This is a genomic window from Streptomyces sp. NPDC093221 (assembly GCF_044753885.1).
Classification (GTDB): domain Bacteria; phylum Actinomycetota; class Actinomycetes; order Streptomycetales; family Streptomycetaceae; genus Actinacidiphila.
In genome coordinates this window covers 333074-350965 of the sequence record NZ_JBIVOA010000002.1, presented here as the reverse complement: position 1 = coordinate 350965, position 17892 = coordinate 333074, and the positions used below count along the sequence as shown (strand labels likewise).

Sequence of the window (17892 nt, the reverse complement as noted above, 5' to 3'; positions counted from 1 at the left end):
CCCCTGGCTCCGGCCCCCTAGCTCCTGACGCCGGTGAGGCCGGTGGTCAGGAGGAGGGCGAGGCGGTCGGCCCAGTCGGGGTCGACCGGGCCGGCGCTGACCATCACGCGGTGGACGACGGTGCCGGCGATGACGTCGAAGATGAGGTCGGCGTCGCGGCCGGCGAGGGCGGGGTCGCACGGAGCGGGCGGGTCCGGGGGGAGTTCGCCGCGCTGCTGGGCGCGGTGGCGGCCGAGGAGGACGAGGTGCTTCTGGCGGTCGACGATCGCCTCGCGGATGCGCATCCGCAGGGCGTCGTCGTGGGTGGCCTCGGCGACGACGGCCATCAGGCCCGTTCTGATGGCGGGCCGGTTGAGGAGTTCGGCGAAGCGCAGGACCACGCCGCGGATGTCGGCGTGCAGGCTGCCGAGGTCCGGGAGGTCGAGCTGCTCCTCGAACAGGGCGGCGATGGCGTCGACGACCAGCTCGTTCTTGCCGTTCCAGCGCCGGTAGAGGGTGGTCTTGGCGACGCCCGCGCGGGCCGCCACGTCGCTCAGCGTCAGCTTTCCCCAGCCCAGTTCGACCAGCGCCTCGCGGGTGGCGCCGAGGATCGCGCGGTCCGCCTCGGCACTTCGCGGGCGGCCGGTGCGTCTGTGAGGGGCGGGGGGCTCCACGAGCGGCTCCATAAGGCGGACCATACCGGCCGGTAGGTTACGTGACGAGTGACCGGTATCACATCGGGCGGCTTCCGCCGGGCAGCTCAGGGCAGTTACGCTACGACCCGTAGCGAAACGTGCGACAACCACGGGTGCGGATGGGGATCCGTACCGACAGCACCGCTCAGCACCACCAGATCCGGGGTCTATCCGGGGTCTGTGCACGATCGGCTCCGGTAGGGGGGAGGATTGACCTCATGCAGCCACGGAACATGTCCATGAGCGGCGTGGTCGACCTCGCCGCGGTGAAGGCGGCCGGTGAGGCCAAGGTGAAGGCCGAGCAGGCCAGGGCGCAGCGGCAGGACCCCGCGAACGCCGACGCCCACACCGCTTCGCCGCTCGTCATCGAGGTGACCGAGGAGACCTTCGAGAGCGACGTCCTCCAGCGCTCCGCCGAAGTCCCGGTCGTCATCAGCTTCTGGGCCGACCAGGCCGACGCGAGCAAGCAGCTCAACGCGGTACTGGAACGGCTCACCGCCGAGTACCGCGGGCGCTTCGTCCTCGCCACCGCCGAGGTCTACGCCAACCAGATGCTCTTCCAGCAGTTCGGTGTCCAGGGAGTGCCCGCGGTCTTCGCGGTGCTGGCCGGGCAGGCCATGCCGCTCTTCCAGGGCAGCGCGCCCGAGGACCAGATCACCGAAGTGCTCGACCAGTTGATCGCCGTCGCCGAGCAGCGCTTCGGCATCGTCGGCCCCGAGGTCGACACGGACGCCGCCGCCCAGGGCGCGGCCCCGGCCGCCGAGGCGCCGCCGCGCCCGGCCACCCCGCAGGAGCTGGCGCTGTCCGCCGCGCACGACGCGCTGGACGCCGGTGACCTGGGCGGCGCCATCCAGGCGTACCGCAATGTGCTCTCCGACGAGCCGGGCAACGCCGAGGCCAAGCTGGGCCTGGCCCAGGCCGAGCTGCTCGACCGCGTGCAGGGCGCCGACCGGCAGGCGGTCCGCGAGGCCGCCGCCGCGTCACCCTCCGACGTCACCGCGCAGCTCGCCGCCGCCGACCTCGATCTGGTGGGCGGTCATGTGGAGGACGCCTTCTCGCGTCTGGTGGACACCGTGCGCCGCACCGCGGGCGACGACCGCGACGCGGTCCGCGTACGGCTGCTGGAGCTGTTCGAGGTCATCGGCCCCGACGACCCCCGGGTGGTCGCCGCGCGTACGGCGCTGATCAGAGTCCTCTTCTGAGGCGGCCGGGCGGCTGAACGGGACGCTCCGCCGAGCTGACCCTGCGGTCAGTTACCGCCGGTTCCCCGAGTGCCCGCCCCGGTTTTACTCAGAGATTTAGCGATACGGCGACCGCACTTTATCAAACCGTGACAATGAGCGGTCGCCGTTACCTCCGGTAAGAAATCAGCTCCGTTTCGACCGCTGATGTTCTTTATGCCGGATTTACCTGCCCCGGTCTTCCTCACTCTGCGTGAAATCGCCCCGTCCGGGGCGCACGGCCGCGACACCCATCCGTTACTCGCTAGTAATGAGCCCCTTGTGCGGCGCGCCCGAATGGACCACGATCGGCCAAGCTCGGTCCGTTGCCACAGCCCGGCCGCCAGTCGGCGCCACGGTCCGCGGGTCCCCGCCGAGTGGGTGCGTACGGCTCATGCCGCCGCTCCGGGACAGGGGGGTCTTCGCCTACCGGCGGAGCCTGTCCAGCAGGTTGCGCGAGAGCGTGGCCAGTGGTTGTCGCTCGGGGGTGATCGCCGAAGATTCGGACACCGCCGTCCGTACTCCTTGCTTCTTCGTGGGGAGGGACGGTCCGCCGATCACCGGCGCTCTCCTTCCCGAGGACGTAGCACTTCTCCCATCCCAGGCCAGGACCCGAACATCCCGGCCGGAGATGTACGTCCGAGAAGGAGGAAAAATGGAGTCGCTCGTTCGTGGCGGTACCAGATGGCGGCGGTTCGCCGTCGTCATGGTGCCGAGTGTCGCGGCTACGGCCGCGGTGGGTATAGCCATCGCTCAGGGCGCGCTCGCCGCGTCGTTCAGCGTGTCAGGTCAGCAGTTCAAGGTAACGGCGGATCACCTGGACGGCACCGGCTTCGAGCAGTACGGCGCGCTCGACGTTCAGCACGGTGGCAAGTACATTCCGGTCGCGGTCTCGGCGTTCACCGACGCCACCATCAACGGCCTGTGCCAGTCCGTGGTCGTCCCGACGCCGATCGGTGACGTGACCCTGAAGTTGACCGCCGGCAAGGACCCGAAGAAGCCGGTTGTGGCACACAACCTCTACATCGACCTCGACCAGCTCGACGCCGATGCGGAGTTCCGGAACATCAACATCGGTGTCGCGGCCGGTGACAGTCACAAGGGTCCTGGCATCAAGGACAAGGACGCGACGGACCCAGGGTCGTTCGCCCAGGAGGCCGACCGGGCCATCCTCGACGGCGTGCACCAGACCGCCTGGGCCACCAGCGCGGGCACCTTCAAGCTCGCGGGCCTCAGCCTCGGCGTCAAGAAGGGCTCCGGCGCCGGGGTGGAGTGCTACTAAGCACCGCCTGAGTGGTCCGGGTGAGCCGCGCGGGACGCGGCTCACCCGGCGCCACCGATCGATCTCTCAGCAAAGCCAGTCCCAGGGAGCTGTTTCCTATGAGCGCCGAGTCAACAGGACTGAGTGCCCGGATCCGTTATTGGCGGCTGTCGTTCCGCCACTGGCGTTGGGGGCGCCCGTTCTGGGCGGGTCTGCTGACCCTCCTCGCCGGAGTGCCGATCGCCTACTTCCCGTACGCGAACCTCACGCTCGGCCAACTGACCGTCCGGATGGCGACGACCGCGGGCTCCGGCTCGCTGATCATCGGTGTCCTGCTGTTCGTGCTCGGCCTCACCATGTGGTTCCAGAGCGCGGTACGCATCTTCGCCGGTGTCGCGTCGATCCTGCTCGCCCTGGTGTCGCTGGTGGTCTCCAACTTCGGCGGCTTCCTCGTCGGCTTCCTGCCCGCGCTGCTCGGCGGCGCGCTCGCCGTCTCCTGGGCGCCGGGTGTCCCGGCGGCCGACGAGCCGGGCGAGAAGGCGGAGCTGCCCGACGGCGCCCCTGAGGGCGGCGGCGACGAGAACGCTCCGCCCACCCTGCCCGCGCAGTCCCAGGGGCCCCACGAGCCCGCTGAGGCGTACGGACAGCCCGAGCCGGTCCACGCCGGAGCGCGGCCCGACGAAGAGAACACCGAGGAGAACGGGAGGCACCGTGCTGGGTGACGACGCTCAGCAGGCCGAGAGCGACGGGTCCCGTAACCGGGCCACCTCGGGACCGCGGCACGCGGCTCCCCGCAAGTCCCTGCTGACCAAGCTGCACGTGCCCGCCGGGAAGGCGGTCGCCCTGGCCGCGATGCCCACGGCCGTGCTGATGGGCATGGGCTTCACGCCGCATCTCGCGCAGGCCGACGAGATGCCCAAGAACCCGTACAAGCCCGGCCCCTGCGTGACCCAGTCGGACACCCCGAGCCCTTCGGCCTCCAAGAGCGCGGCGGACGGCAAGGCCACGGACAAGCCGGGCGGGCAGGAGACGTCGAAGCCGACGACCGGCCCGAGCCCGTCGAGCAGTCCGAGTCCTTCCACGAGCCCGGAGGCGCCCGCGCCGACCGACTCGGCGAAGGCCCCGTCGTCCGACAGCGGCGCCGACAGCAAGACCGAGAACACGTCCCGGGCGACCGGCACGCCGAGCGCGACCCCGAGCCCGACCAAGTCGGTCAACCCGTGGGACCCGCTGGGCCTGGGCGACCTGGTGAGCGGGCTGCTCGGCGGCGGCAAGACCCCGACCGCGACGCCCACCACCCAGGCCCCGCAGCCGGACCCGGCGCCGACGACCGCGAAGCCCGAGCCGAGCACGTCGCCGTCGGCGAGCGCGCCCGCCAAGGGCGACGACCCGGTGGGCACGGCCGGCAAGACCGTCAAGGACACCGTGGACACCGCCGTCGGCGGTCTCGACAAGACGGTGAAGGACGCCAAGGACGCGGCCAAGGACGCCAAGGACGCGGCCAAGGACGCCAAGGACAAGGCGTCGCCCAGTGCCACCCCGAGCGCGGGCGGCACCGACGACCCGCAGTCCTACCCGTGCCCGGTGTACGACGCGAAGGCGCTCGCCGACGCCGATGTCGAGCAGGGCATACCCCTGCTGCCGGACACCCCGTGGGTCCTGAAGACCACGAAGCTGACCCTGCACGGCCTGTCGTACCACGGCATAGTCAAGGTCAAGACGCACAACGGCACGGTGAAGGACGTCCTGAAGTTCACCGTCTCCGGCATCGACATCGACAATCTGCACCAGATAGTCGACGGCCCCAAGGGCACGAAGACGAACGTCGAGGCGGCCAAGGGCTCCACCTCGAAGTTCACCAACGGCACGGTGACGCTCTACACCGAGTCCCTCAGCGGCAATCTCCTCGGGCTGATCCCCATCACCTTCACCCCGAAGGCGCCCCCGCCGCTGACCCTCCCCGAACTGTTCTTCACCAACGCCACCGTCATCCAGGCGGCCCAGTTCGGCGGCACCCTCCACGTCCCCGGCATGCACATCTACGGCACCCCCGGCTAGCCGAGCCCCCAACGCCGCGCGGCCCGCACCCCTTTCGGAAGGGGCGCGGGCCGCGGGCGGTTGCTGGTTGCTGGTCGCTGGTCGCTGGTCTCTCCGGGGGAGGGGGCGGTCAGTCGCCGAGGTGGTGGACGCGGACGAGGTTGGTGGTGCCGGGGACGCCCGGAGGGGAGCCGGCGGTGATGATGACGGTGTCGCCCTTGGCGTACTCGGAGAGCTTGAGCATCTCGCGGTCGACGAGCTCGACCATGGCGTCGGTGTTGTCGACGTGCTCGACCACGAAGGACTCCACACCCCAGGTCAGCGCGAGCTGGTTGCGGGTGGCGGGGTCGGTGGTGAAGGCCAGGACCGGCTCGGGCACGCGGTAGCGGGCCAGGCGGCGGGCGGTGTCACCGGACTTGGTGAAGGCGACCAGGGACTTGGCGTCCAGGAAGTCGCCCAGCTCGGCGGCGGCGCGGGCCACGGCGCCGCCCTGGGTGCGGGGCTTCTTGCCGGGGGCCAGCGGCTGGAGCCCGCGGCACAGCAGCTCCTCCTCGGCGGCCACGACGATCCGCGACATCGTCTTGACGGTCTCGATCGGATACTTGCCGACCGACGACTCGGCGGACAGCATGACCGCGTCCGCGCCGTCCAGGATCGCGTTGGCCACGTCGGACGCCTCGGCGCGCGTGGGCCGCGAGTTGGTGATCATCGACTCCATCATCTGGGTCGCCACGATCACCGGCTTGGCGTTGCGCCGGCACATCTCGACCAGCCGCTTCTGCACGACCGGCACCTGCTCCAGCGGGTACTCCACGGCGAGGTCGCCGCGCGCCACCATCACCGCGTCGAACGCCGCGACGACGCTCTCCATGTTCTCGACCGCCTGCGGCTTCTCCACCTTGGCGATGACCGGGACGCGGCGCCCCTCCTCGTCCATGACGCGGTGCACGTCACGGACGTCCTTGGCGTCGCGCACGAAGGACAGCGCGACCATGTCGACGCCCATCCGGAGCGCGAACCGCAGGTCGTCGATGTCCTTCTCGGACAGCGCCGGCACGTTCACCGCGGCGCCCGGCAGGTTGATGCCCTTGTGGTCGGAGATCACGCCGCCCTCGACCACCAGCGTGCGGACCCGCGGGCCCTCGACCTCGATGACGCGCAGCGCCACGTTGCCGTCGTTGATCAGGATCGGGTCGCCCTTGGAGACATCGCCCGGCAGACCCTTGTACGTGGTACCGCAGATGGACTTGTCGCCCGCGACGTCCTCGACGGTGATGGTGAACTCGTCGCCCGCGATCAACTCGACCGGTCCGTCGGCGAATTTGGCGAGGCGGATCTTGGGACCCTGGAGGTCGGCGAGGACTCCGATCGCCCGGCCGGTCTCGGCGGCGATCTTACGGACGCGCTGGTAGCGCTCCTCGTGCTCGGCGTGGCTGCCGTGACTGAAATTGAAACGGGCCACATTCATGCCCGCCTCGACCAACGACTTGAGCTGGTCGTAGGAGTCGACGGCGGGACCCAGGGTACAGACGATCTTGGCTCGGCGCATGGGCGCTATCCTATCGGTTTGTTCCGCTCCGGAATATTCCAGGGGCGGTCGTGGCTGCGGGACGGTCAGCCATGCTTATTCGGTCGCCAGTACGTAAGTATCGCGGGCGATCTCCAGCTCTTCGTCAGTGGGCACCACCGCGACGGCCACCCGCGACGCCGCCGCCGAGACCAGCCGGGCCGCAGTGCCGCGAAGCGCGTTGCGTACAGGGTCCATAGTGACACCTAGATTGTCGAGACCCAACAAAGCCGCTTCGCGAACTGCGGCCGAATTCTCGCCGACGCCCGCCGTGAAGGCGATCGCGTCCACCCGGCCCAGCACCGCGCTGAAGGCCCCTACGTAACGGCGGATCCGGTGCGCGTAGACGTCGAAGGCGAGCTGCGCCGCCCGGTCGCCCTCGGCCATCCGGCGGCCGATCTCCCGCATGTCGTTGTCACCGCACAGGCCCAGCAGACCGCTGCGCTTGTTCAGCAGCGTGTCGATCTCGTCGGTGCCCATGCCGGCCACCCGCTCCAGGTGGAACACCACCGCCGGGTCGAGGTCGCCGGAGCGGGTGCCCATGACCAGGCCCTCAAGGGGCGTCAGGCCCATCGAGGTGTCCACGCACACCCCGCCGCGCACCGCGGAGGCCGACGCGCCGTTGCCCAGGTGCAGCACGATCACGTTGACGTCGGCCGGTTCCCTGCCGAGCAGCTCCGCCGTCGCCCGCGAGACGAAGGCGTGCGAGGTGCCGTGGAAACCGTAGCGGCGGATGCCGTACCGGTCGGCGGTCGCCGCGTCGATCGCGTACCGCGCCGCGGCCTCCGGGATCGTCGAGTGGAAGGCCGTGTCGAAGACCGCGACCTGCGGCAGATCGGGCCGCAGCTCACGCGTCACCTTGATACCGGTGATGTTGGCCGGATTGTGCAGAGGTGCCAACGGCACCAGCTCCTCGATCGCGGCCACCACCTCGTCGGTGATCAGCGTCGGCTCGGTGAAACGCGTACCGCCGTGCACCACCCGGTGGCCGATCGCCGCCAGCTCCGGCGAGTCCAGGCCGAGGCCCTGCTCGTCGAGCTGCTCCGCCACGGTGTGCAGCGCCGCCGCGTGGTCGGGCGCACCGCCGCCCTCGCCGATCCGCTCCACCAGACCGGTCGCCAGACGCGCGTGGTCTGCCATGTCCAGCAGTTGGTACTTCACCGACGAGGAGCCGGAGTTGATGACCAGTACACGGGTCGCGCTCACGGGTTCTCTCCCTGGGCCTGGATCGCGGTGATCGCGACCGTCGTGACGATGTCCTGCACCAGCGCGCCGCGCGACAGGTCGTTGACCGGCTTGCGCAGACCCTGGAGCACCGGTCCGACGGCGACCGCGCCCGCCGAGCGCTGCACCGCCTTGTACGTGTTGTTGCCGGTGTTCAGGTCGGGGAAGATCAGCACGGTCGCCTGCCCGGCCACCGCGGACCCCGGCATCTTGGTGGCCGCCACCGAGGGCGCCACCGCCGCGTCGTACTGGATCGGCCCCTCCACCAGCAGGTCGGGCCGCCGCTCGCGGACCAGCTCGGTGGCCGCCCGCACCTTGTCGACGTCCGCGCCCGAGCCCGAGGTGCCGGTCGAGTACGACAGCATCGCGATCCGCGGCTGTACGTCGAAGCGGGCCGCGGTGCCCGCCGCCTGGATGGCGATGTCCGCCAACTGCTCGGCGTCCGGGTCCGGATTGACGGCGCAGTCGCCGTACACCAGCACCTTGTCCGCCAGGCACATGAAGAACACCGAGGAGACGATCGCCGCGTCGGGGCGGGTCTTGATGATCTCGAAGGCCGGGCGGATCGTCGCCGCCGTGGAGTGCACCGCGCCCGACACCATGCCGTCGGCCAGGCCCTCCTGGACCATCAGGGTGCCGAAGTACGACACGTCCGCGACCACGTCGTACGCCAGCTCGTAGCTGACGCCCTTGTGCGCGCGCAGCTGCGCGTACAGCGCGGCGAACCGGTCCCGCAGCGGTGAGGTCTGCGGGTCGACGACGCTCACGCCCGGCTGGTCGAGGGAGATCCCGAGGTCGGCCGCCTTCTTGCGCAGCGTGTCCTCCTCGCCGAGCAGGATCAGGTCGCACACCCCGCGGCGCAGCAGCACCTCGGTGGCCCGCAGAATTCGTTCCTCGCCGCCCTCGGGCAGCACGATCCGCTTGCGCGCCGACCGGGCCCGCTCGATCAGCGCGTGCTCGAACATCATCGGCGTCACCCGCGCCGACCTGGCGACCGACAGCCGCTCGGTCAGCTCCGCGGTGTCCACATGCGTCTCGAACACGCCCAGCGCCGTCTCCGCCTTGCGCGGTGTGCCCGCGCCCAGCTTGCCGTCCAGCGCGAACAGCCCGGCCGCCGTCGGGAAGGAGCCGGTCGCCACCGACAGCACCGGGGTGCCGGGCGCCAGCCGGTTCGCCAGCGCCAGGATGTGCGGCGGCGGCTTCTCGTCCAGCGTCAGCAGCACCCCCGCGATCGGCGGCGACCCCGCCGAGTGCGCCGCCAGCGCCCCGATCACCAGATCCGCCCGGTCGCCGGGCGTCACCACCACACAGCCGGGGGTCAGCGCGGGCAGGAACGTCGGCAGCATCGCGCCGCCGAACACGAAGTCCAGCGCGTCCCTGGACATCCCCGCGTCGTCGCCCAGCAGCACCCGCGCGCCCAGCGTCTCCGCGATCTGCGCCACCGTCGGCGCCGACAGCGCGGGCTCGTCCGGCAGCACGTACACCGGCACGTCCGGGACCCGGCCCAGCCGCTCCGCCGCCTCCGCGACCTCCGCCGGGGCGACCCGGTTCGCGATCATCGCGATCACGTCGCAGCCCAGATTCGTGTACGCGTGGTACGCGTTGCGCACCTCGGCGACCACCGACTCCGCCGACTGCTCGAGACCGCCGATCACCGCGAGCACCGACGCGCCGCACTCGTTCGCCAGCCGCGCGTTGACGCCCAGCTCCGCCGGGAGGTTGGTGCCCGCGAAGTCGGACCCCAGGATCAGCACCGTCTCGTACTCCGCCGCCACCCTCAGGTAGCCGTCCACCAACCGGGCGGTCAGCGCCTCCTGGCCCTGCTCGGCCTGGAGCGCCGCCGCCTCCTCGTACCCCATGCCGAAGACGCTCGCCGCGTCCTGGGTCAGCCGGTAGCGGCTGCGCAGCAGCTCGAAAATACGGTCGGGGGTGTCGTGGACCAGCGGGCGGTAGACGCCGACCCGGTCGACCTGGCGGGTCAGCAGCTCCATCACCCCCAGCTCGATCACCTGGCGGCCGTCGCCGCGGCCGATCCCCGTGAGGTAGACGCTGCGCGTCACGCTTGATCCGTCCGTTCTGCCCTGAACCCTTCGCGTACGGCCGTACGCACCCCTGACGCTAACGCTCCCGGGTACCGCCTGCCGCCCAGGGGCACCGGCCCGCCTCCGCGAGGCGTGGCGCGGGGCGCGCGGCGCGCACGTAGAGTGAGGAAGGACTCACGTAAGGAGGGCCGGTCCTGTGGACGTGTTGGCGACTGGGGTGCAGCGCGACGAGCGCCCTCTGCTGGAGGCGGCCTTCGGGGCGCGCCATCAGGTGCGGTGTCTTGAGACGTTCCTCACCAAGGACACCTTGCCGCTGGCGGCGGGGTACGAGGCCGTGTCGACGAGTGTGAACGCGGTGCTGGACGCGCCGGTGCTCGAAGCCCTGGTGCGCGGCGGCACGAAGCTGATCGCGCAGCGCTCGACGGGCTACAACAACATCGACCTGGACCACGCGGAGCGGCTGGGGATGACGGTGGCGCGCGTGGCCCGCTACTCCCCGTATTCGGTGGCGGAGTTCGCCTGGACGCTGGCCTCGGCGCTGAACCGGCGGATCGTCCGGGCCGCGAGCCGCACGCGCGACTTCGACTTCCGGCTCGACGGCCTGCTCGGCCGGGACTTCCACGGCCGTACGGTCGGCGTGGTCGGCACCGGCAAGATCGGCACCGCCTTCACCGCCATCGCCCGCGGCTACGGCATGCGGATTCTCGGCTGGGACATCGCGGTCAACCCCGCCTGCACCGAACTGGGGATGGAGTACGTCGAACTGGACCGGCTCTTCCGGGAGTCGGACCTGATCAGCCTCCATGTGCCGCTGATGCCCTCCACCCACCACCTGGTCGGCGAGCGGCGGCTGGCGCTGATGAAGGACGACGCGATCCTGATCAACTCCAGCCGCGGCGGCCTGATCGACTCCGCCGCGCTGGTCGAGACGCTGCGCGAGGGCAGGCTCGGCGGCGTCGGGCTCGACGTGTACGAGGAGGAGGCCGGGGTCTTCTTCTACGACAAGTCGCTGGAGGTGATGACGGACGACACCCTGGCCCGGCTGCTGACCTTCACGCATGTGCTGATCACCTCGCACCAGGCGTACTTCACGGTGGACGCGATCGACGAGATCGTCGCCGCCACCGTCCGCAATGTGGACGACTATGTGGCGGGCCGGATCACCGAGTGCACGCTGGTCCCGAAGTCCCCGTGACCTGGAGCCCCGCTCCGGGGTGACCAGGCGCTGTGATCCACTGGATACCGACAGCGCGTGACAGCACGCGCCACAGCAGCAGCCGACGACCGTCTGGAGAGACAGGCCCATGCGTATCGGAGTCCTCACCGCCGGCGGCGACTGCCCCGGCCTCAACGCCGTCATCCGGTCGGTCGTGCACCGCGCGCTGACCGGGTACGACGACGAGGTCATCGGCTTCGAGGACGGCTTCGTCGGCCTGCTGGAGGGCCGCTTCCGGCCGCTCGACCTCAACTCGGTGAGCGGCATCCTCGCCCGCGGCGGCACCATCCTCGGCTCGGCCCGGCTGGAGCGCGCCCGGCTGCGCGAGGCGGCGGACAACGCGGACGAGATGTGCGCCGAGTACGGCATCGACGTGCTGATCCCGATCGGCGGCGAGGGCACGCTGACCGCCGCCCGGATGCTCTCCGACGCCGGGATGCCGGTCGTGGGCGTGCCCAAGACCATCGACAACGACATCAACGGCACCGACCGCACCTTCGGCTTCGACACCGCCGTGACCGTCGCCACCGAGGCCATAGACCGGCTGAAGACCACCGCGGAGTCCCACCAGCGCGTGATGGTGGTCGAGGTGATGGGCCGGCACGCGGGGTGGATCGCCCTGGAGGCGGGCATGGCGGGCGGCGCGCACGGCATCTGCATCCCCGAACGCCCCTTCGAGCCGTCCCAGTTGGTGGCGATGGTCGAGGAACGCTTCGCGCGCGGCAAGAAATTCGCCGTCATCTGCGTCGCCGAGGGCGCCCACCCGGCCAAGGGCAGCATGGACTACGGCGTCGGCGAGATCGACAAGTACGGGCACGAGCGCTTCGCGGGCATCGGCGCCACGCTGGCCATGGAGCTGGAGGAGCGGCTGGGCAAGGAGGCCCGCCCGGTCATCCTCGGCCACGTCCAGCGCGGCGGCGTGCCGACCGCGTACGACCGGGTGCTGGCCAACCGCTTCGGCTGGCACGCGGTGGAGGCCGCCCACAAGGGCGCCTTCGGTCACATGACCTCGCTCCAGGGCACGACGATCGGCCTGGTCCCGCTGGCCGACGCCGTCACCCAGCTCAAGACCGTCCCCGAGGAGCGCATGGAAGAGGCGGAGTCGGTCTTCTGACCCCGCCCCTTCCGCTGCCGCCCTCGCCCGAGGCCGGCTGAGGCTGTCTGACGCGGCCTCAGCCGGTGTACGCGGCCAGGGCCTTGGTGAAGTCGTACGTGTTCTGCGTGATGCCGCTGCACGAGTCGCCCGCGGACTCGCCGGAGCCGCACTTGCGGTCCCGGTTGAGGGCCCAGAAGCTGACGCGGGCCAAGTGGTGGCCGGTCGCGTAGGACACGATCGACTTGAAGTCCGCGAGCGAGACGGTCTCGCCCGCGCTGTCGGTCTTGCCGTTCATCGAGGACAGGCCGACCTTGCGGTAGGCGGCGTCGGAGGACAGCCCGTACGCGCTGGCGACGGCGTTCTTCAGGCCGTCCACCGCGGACTTGGTGGTGGCCAGCATGTCGGTGGTGCCGCCCTGGTCGTAGTCGAAGGGCATGACGGCCCAGGCGTCGATGTTCAGCCCGGCGGCGGCGCCCTTCTTGATCAGGTCCTTGCCCGCGGAGTCGGGCCCGGTCGGCGTGGTGCCGAAGGTGACGTAGATCTTCAGGGCGCTGTTGTTCGCGCGGACCGTCTTGAGCGCGTCGACCACCCGCTGCCGCACGGTCGCGTTGCTGAACTCGCCCGCCTCGATGTCGATGTCGATCGACTTCAGGGAGTAGGCGTCGATCACCTTCTGGTACGCCCCGGCGAGCGCGGACGCCGATGTGCACTTCTGGCCCAGCTTGTTGCCGCTGTAGCCGCCGAAGGAGACGGTGACGTCACCGCCCGCGTTCCTGATCGCGTTGATCGTGGACTGGTCGGTGCCGCCGGTCAGCGCGCGGCTGCCGTCCCACTTCGGGTTGCAGCCGCCGTCGGAGAGCATGAAGGCCATCGTGAACTGCTTGATGCCGGTCGCCGACATCACCGACGTGGCCGAGGGCGGGTTGCCCCAGCCCAGGTAGAGATAGGGCGCCGAGATGCCGCTGGGCAGCGCGGTCGCCGCCGCGTGGGCGGAACCGGCCGCCGTGCCGAGGCCGAGCGCGAGGGCGGCGGTCAGCCCGGTGGCGGCGGCGAGGGCGGTCCTGCGGAGGCGGGGGGTTGCGGAGGACGACATGGGGGGACACTCCTTGCCTGAGCGGGGAGTTGAGCTTCCGGAAGGGCCCGGAAAGGCGTTGCCGGAACGGTAGTAGCGCTGGCGTGTCCGCAACAAGGGTTTTGGTTAGGAAACTTTCCTGTCCTGCTGGTGGGGCGCAAACGGCCCCCGCGGGCCGGGCCGTCGCCCGGCCCGCGGGGGCCGTGTCGGTCACGCGAGGGCTACGCCGGGCGCAGCCAGAGGGTCGCCAGCGGGGGAAGGGTCAGCGAGATGCTGTGGGGCTGGCCGTTCCAGGGCGTCGGCTCGCTCTTGACGGGCTCGGCGACCACGACGCCGCTGCCGCCGTAACGGGCCTCGTCGGTGTTCAGCACCTGCTTCCAGACGACGTCGGGGGAGCCGAGGCGGTAGTTCTCGCGGACGACGGGGGAGAAGTTGCTGACGCACAGCAGCGGGTCACCCGCCTCGTCGTAGCGGAGGAAGGAGAAGGTGTTGTCCTCCACCGCGCCGCCGTCGATCCAGGTGAAACCGCTGGGGTCGGTGTCGAGCTGCCACAGCGCGGGCGCGGCCGTGTACGCCGCGTTCAGGTCGCGGACCAGGTCGCGTACGCCCCTGTGGTCGGCCGCGGCCGGGTAACTCTCGTCCAGCAGCCACCAGTCGGGGCCGTTCTCGTGCGACCACTCGGCGCCCTGCGCGAACTCCTGCCCCATGAAGAGCAGTTGCTTGCCGGGGTGGGCCCACATGAAGCCCAGGTACGCCCGTACGGTGGCCCGCTGCTGCCACCAGTCGCCGGGCATCTTCGCCACCAACGAGCCCTTGCCGTGCACCACTTCGTCGTGCGAGATGGGCAGCACGTAGTTCTCCGAGTACGCGTACACCATGGAGAACGTCATCTCGTTGTGGTGGTACTTGCGGTGCACCGGCTCGTGCGAGACGTAGTCCAGCGAGTCGTGCATCCAGCCCATGTTCCACTTCAGGCCGAAGCCGAGGCCGCCGAAGCCGGCCGGGCCGACCAGGTGGGTGGGCCGGGTGACCCCGTCCCAGGCCGTCGACTCCTCGGCGATGGTGACGGTGCCGGGACAGCGCCGGTAGACGGTCGCGTTCATCTCCTGGAGGAACGCCACCGCGTCCAGATTCTCCCGGCCGCCGTACGCGTTGGGCAGCCAGTCGCCGCCCTCGCGGGAGTAGTCGAGGTAGAGCATCGAGGCCACCGCGTCCACCCGCAGCCCGTCGATGTGGAACTCCTCGCACCAGTACACGGCGTTCGCCACAAGGAAGTTGCGCACCTCGGTACGGCCGAAGTCGAACTCCAGGGTGCCCCAGTCCGGGTGTTCCGCCCGGCGCGGGTCGGCGGGCTCGTACAGCGGCGCGCCGTCGAACCGGGCCAGTGCCCAGTCGTCCTTGGGGAAGTGCGCGGGCACCCAGTCCATGATCACGCCGATCCCGGCCGCGTGCAGGGCGTCCACCAGGTACCGGAAGTCGTCGGGCGAGCCGAGCCGCGAGGTCGGCGCGTAGTACGACGTCACCTGGTAGCCCCAGGAGCCGCCGAAGGGGTGCTCGGCGACCGGCATCAACTCCACGTGCGTGAAGCCGAGTTCCTTCACGTACGCGGGCAACTGCTCGGCCAGCTCACGGTAGGTCAGCCCCGGCCGCCACGAGGCCAGGTGCAGCTCGTAGACCGAGAACGGCGCCCGGTGCACCGGGAGTTCGCCCCTGCGGGCCATCCACTCCTGGTCGGCCCACTCGTACGCCGACTCCGTGACGACCGACGCGGTCGCGGGCGGCACCTCGGTGGCCCGCGCCATCGGGTCGGCCTTCATCCCGCGCGAGCCGTCGGGCCGGGTGATCTCGTACTTGTACGCCGTCCCGGCGCCGACGCCCGGCACGAACAGCTCCCACACCCCGGTCGCGCCCAGCGAGCGCATCGGGAAGCCGGTGCCGTCCCAGTAGTTGAACTCCCCGGCCACGCGCACCCCGCGCGCGTTCGGCGCCCACACCGCGAAGCGCGTACCGGTCACGCCGCCGTGCGTCATCGGCCGGGAGCCCAGCGCCTTCCACAGCTCCTCGTGCCGCCCCTCCCCGATCAGATGCAGGTCCAGCTCCCCGAGGGACGGCAGGAAGCGGTACGGGTCCTCCACGATGTGCTCGCCGTCGTCGTACGTGACGGCCAGCCGGTACTCCGGCACGTCGGTGCGGGGCAGCACCGCGGAGAAGAGGCCGTCGGCCTCGTCGGTGAGGTCGAACCGCTCGCCGTCCACGACGGCCGCCACCGCCCGTGCGAACGGCCGCAGCGCCCTGATCCGGACGCCGCCGTCCACCGGGTGCGCCCCCAGCACTCCGTGCGGGTCGTGGTGCGCGCCGTCCAGTAGCCGCCGGCGGTCGTCGCCGACCAGGCTTCCGGGTTCCGGCCCGAAGGAGGGCTCGGGGTCGGCCCCGGTCCTCCCGCCGGTGGTGGGCTGCTCGCGCTCACGCGGCGGCAGCGGCACGTCGGACTCGGCCCCGTGCCCCTGCGGGGCGCTCTCGGCGAGCCGGCCGGTCGCGGCCGGGCCCGCGCCGGGCACCGTGACCGCCGGCGCCACAGGACCCGCGCCCGGCACCGGGGCGGCCGGTACCGCCGCGGCGTCGGACGAGGGGGCAGGCGGAGTCGTATCCGCAAGCGGGGCCGGTCCCGGAGCCGTGCCGGAGGCGGCCGGGTGGGGGGTGCCGCGGTCGTAGCCGCGCGCCTGGGCCTCGGGGAGGAAACGGTCGTCGGGGCGTGTCACGGGCTGGACTCCTCAGAAGGGGCGGCGTCAGAAGTGGCGGCGGCCAGGCGGGCCAGGGCGGAGAGCGGGATGGGGAGCCAGGCGGGGCGGTGCCGCGCCTCGTACCGGGCCTCGTAGACCGCCTTGTCGGTCTCGAAGGCCCGTATCAGCACGGGCTGTTCGCGCGGGTCCACCCCGGACACGGCGGCGTACCCGGCGCAGAAGGCGTCCCGGTGGCGGGCGGCCCAGGGACCGTTGCCGCTGTGGTGGGCGGCGTAGTCGAAGGACCGCAGCATGCCCGCCACGTCCTGGACCGGCGGCGCCGCCCGGCGCCGTTCGGCCAGCGGCCGGGCAGGCTCGCCCTCGAAGTCGATCAGCACCCACTCGCCGTCCGGACCGCGCAGCGCCTGCCCCAGGTGCAGGTCGCCGTGGATCCGCTGGGCGGTCACCGCGTTGCCGGGGGCCGCGCCGAGCCGCGCGAGGTCGTCGAAGGCCGAGCGCAGCGCCGCGACGTGCGGCCGTACGGCCGGGACCTCCTTCGCGGTCTCGTCCAGCCGCCGGGTCATCGCCGAGGCGATACGTTCCAGCGCTGGGCCGTCCAGGGTACGGACCGGCAGCGCGTCGGCCAGAGCGCCGTGCACCTCGGCCGTGGCGCGGCCGAGCGCCGCCGCCTCGCCGGTGAAGTCGCCGTCCTCGGCGACCGAGGCCAGGGCCAGGGCCCAGCCGTCGGACGAGCCGGGCAGGAAGCGCTGGAGCACACCGAGCGTGGTCGGCTCCGTCGTGCCCGCCGCCGCGCCCTGCGGGCCCATGACGCCCTCCGGCGGCAGCGCCTCGAACCAGGCGACCGGCTCCGCGACCCGCCGCGAGCCCTTGTGGGCCAGCGCGAGCGACAGCTCCAGGTCCGGGTTGGTGCCGGGGGAGACGCGGCGGAACAGCTTGAGGATGTAGGCGTCCCCGTACACGACCGAGGTGTTGGACTGCTCGGCGGTGGAGACGCGCGGCGTCAGCCCCGGCGGGAACTCCTCCTGCGGCTCGACGCTGAAGCGCAGCCGCCCGGTGGTGCCGGGCGCGCGGAGCCGTTCGAGCAGCAGCGCGGCCAGCCGGGGGTCGTGCGGCGCGTCGTAGAGCGTCAGGCCGTCGTACGGGCCGCCGACGGCCGGGCCGAGCGCGGCCCGTACCAGCGCCGACGGCAGCAGCGGGTGCGCGCCGAGCAGCAGTTGGTAGCAGTCGGCGGGGCGGCCGGGCTGCTCGACGTCCACCAGGACGTGCAGCAGCCCCAGCGGGCCGAGCCGGCCGCCGGGAGGCATCAGCTCGGTGGCCGCGGCCAGCCGGAAGCCGCCGATGGGCAGGCCCTTGCCGGCGAACCAGCGCTGTTTGGGCAGCCAGGAGCGCAGCAGCGGTTCGAGCGACCGCAGCAGGCCGGGCGCCAGCGGCCGCCCGGCGACGGGCGGCACACCGCTCGCGGACGGCACGTCCGGGCCCGTCGGCGAAGCGGCGGCCGAGGCCGCGGCCGAGGCGGCGGCCGGGGCGGATGAGGAAGCCGCGGCCGAGCGCGCGTCCGTCACGGGGCGTGACCCCGACACGGATGGTGAACTCGATGGTGAATTCGATACGGACGGTGAGGTGGATCCGGATGGTGAGGTGGGTACGGAAGGAGCACGGGTCCAGGAGCGGTCCGACATGACGTCCTTTCCCCGGGGAGTCGCGCACCCGGCCGCTTCGACGCGCGGCGGGGGCGCCAGCCT

At 71.5% G+C, this 17892-nt stretch carries 13 protein-coding genes; 6 read left to right on the top strand and 7 right to left on the bottom strand.

Features of this window, described 5'->3' with window-relative positions:
* Positions 1–17: 17 nt before the first annotated feature.
* Positions 18–665 carry a TetR/AcrR family transcriptional regulator gene (locus ACIQCJ_RS07600; protein WP_402710966.1) on the bottom strand — a complete coding sequence of 216 codons (648 nt, stop codon included), beginning with the start codon at positions 663–665 and terminating at the stop codon, positions 18–20.
* Positions 666–892: 227 nt separating this feature from the next.
* Here ACIQCJ_RS07600 and ACIQCJ_RS07595 point away from each other — a divergent pair, with 227 nt between their 5' ends.
* The 4 genes from ACIQCJ_RS07595 to ACIQCJ_RS07580 all read left to right on the top strand — a co-directional run bounded on the left by ACIQCJ_RS07595 (position 893) and on the right by ACIQCJ_RS07580 (position 5213).
* The gene (locus ACIQCJ_RS07595; protein WP_402710965.1) at positions 893–1876 is read left to right on the top strand and encodes a co-chaperone YbbN; all 984 of its coding nucleotides are present in this window, start codon (positions 893–895) and stop codon (positions 1874–1876) included.
* Between the two features lie 673 nt (positions 1877–2549).
* On the top strand, positions 2550–3176 hold the full coding sequence (locus ACIQCJ_RS07590) for a DUF6230 family protein (protein WP_355349616.1): 627 nt from the start codon (positions 2550–2552) through the stop codon (positions 3174–3176).
* 98 nt (positions 3177–3274) lie between these two features.
* Positions 3275–3877, top strand: coding sequence for a DUF6114 domain-containing protein (locus ACIQCJ_RS07585; RefSeq protein ID WP_401852293.1), 603 nt, complete (start codon positions 3275–3277; stop codon positions 3875–3877).
* Positions 3867–5213, top strand: coding sequence for a hypothetical protein (locus ACIQCJ_RS07580; RefSeq protein WP_402710964.1), 1347 nt, complete (start codon positions 3867–3869; stop codon positions 5211–5213). The genes ACIQCJ_RS07585 and ACIQCJ_RS07580 overlap by 11 nt, the downstream gene beginning before the upstream one ends.
* Positions 5214–5322: 109 nt before the next feature.
* On the opposite strand, the gene pyk is transcribed toward ACIQCJ_RS07580, so the two are convergent.
* The 3 genes from pyk to pta form a co-directional block, all read right to left on the bottom strand.
* Positions 5323–6741, bottom strand: a complete 1419-nt coding sequence (pyk, locus tag ACIQCJ_RS07575; protein ID WP_355349607.1) for a pyruvate kinase — start codon at positions 6739–6741, stop codon at positions 5323–5325.
* Between the two features lie 75 nt (positions 6742–6816).
* Positions 6817–7965 (bottom strand): acetate/propionate family kinase, encoded by a 1149-nt coding sequence (locus tag ACIQCJ_RS07570; protein ID WP_391044645.1) that lies wholly within the window; start codon positions 7963–7965, stop codon positions 6817–6819.
* Entirely contained in the window at positions 7962–10043 is a 2082-nt protein-coding gene (pta, locus tag ACIQCJ_RS07565; protein ID WP_355349601.1) for a phosphate acetyltransferase, read from the bottom strand. The genes ACIQCJ_RS07570 and pta overlap by 4 nt, the downstream gene beginning before the upstream one ends.
* Positions 10044–10221: 178 nt before the next feature.
* On the opposite strand from pta, the gene ACIQCJ_RS07560 reads away from it, so the two are divergent.
* The gene (locus ACIQCJ_RS07560) at positions 10222–11220 is read left to right on the top strand and encodes a 2-hydroxyacid dehydrogenase (RefSeq protein WP_355349598.1); all 999 of its coding nucleotides are present in this window, start codon (positions 10222–10224) and stop codon (positions 11218–11220) included.
* A gap of 109 nt (positions 11221–11329) precedes the next feature.
* Positions 11330–12355 carry an ATP-dependent 6-phosphofructokinase gene (locus ACIQCJ_RS07555; RefSeq protein ID WP_355349595.1) on the top strand — a complete coding sequence of 342 codons (1026 nt, stop codon included), beginning with the start codon at positions 11330–11332 and terminating at the stop codon, positions 12353–12355.
* A gap of 58 nt (positions 12356–12413) precedes the next feature.
* On the opposite strand, the gene ACIQCJ_RS07550 is transcribed toward ACIQCJ_RS07555, so the two are convergent.
* The 3 genes from ACIQCJ_RS07550 to ACIQCJ_RS07540 all read right to left on the bottom strand — a co-directional run bounded on the left by ACIQCJ_RS07550 (position 12414) and on the right by ACIQCJ_RS07540 (position 17712).
* Positions 12414–13430: a chitinase gene (locus tag ACIQCJ_RS07550; protein WP_355349592.1), complete on the bottom strand. Its 1017-nt coding sequence runs from the start codon at positions 13428–13430 to the stop codon at positions 12414–12416.
* A 200-nt stretch (positions 13431–13630) separates the two neighbouring features.
* Positions 13631–16168 carry a 1,4-alpha-glucan branching enzyme gene (gene glgB / locus ACIQCJ_RS07545; RefSeq protein ID WP_402710963.1) on the bottom strand — a complete coding sequence of 846 codons (2538 nt, stop codon included), beginning with the start codon at positions 16166–16168 and terminating at the stop codon, positions 13631–13633.
* The gene (locus tag ACIQCJ_RS07540) at positions 16165–17712 is read right to left on the bottom strand and encodes a maltokinase N-terminal cap-like domain-containing protein (RefSeq protein WP_391161524.1); all 1548 of its coding nucleotides are present in this window, start codon (positions 17710–17712) and stop codon (positions 16165–16167) included. Before ACIQCJ_RS07540 ends, glgB begins: the two co-directional genes overlap by 4 nt.
* Positions 17713–17892 lie beyond the last annotated feature (180 nt).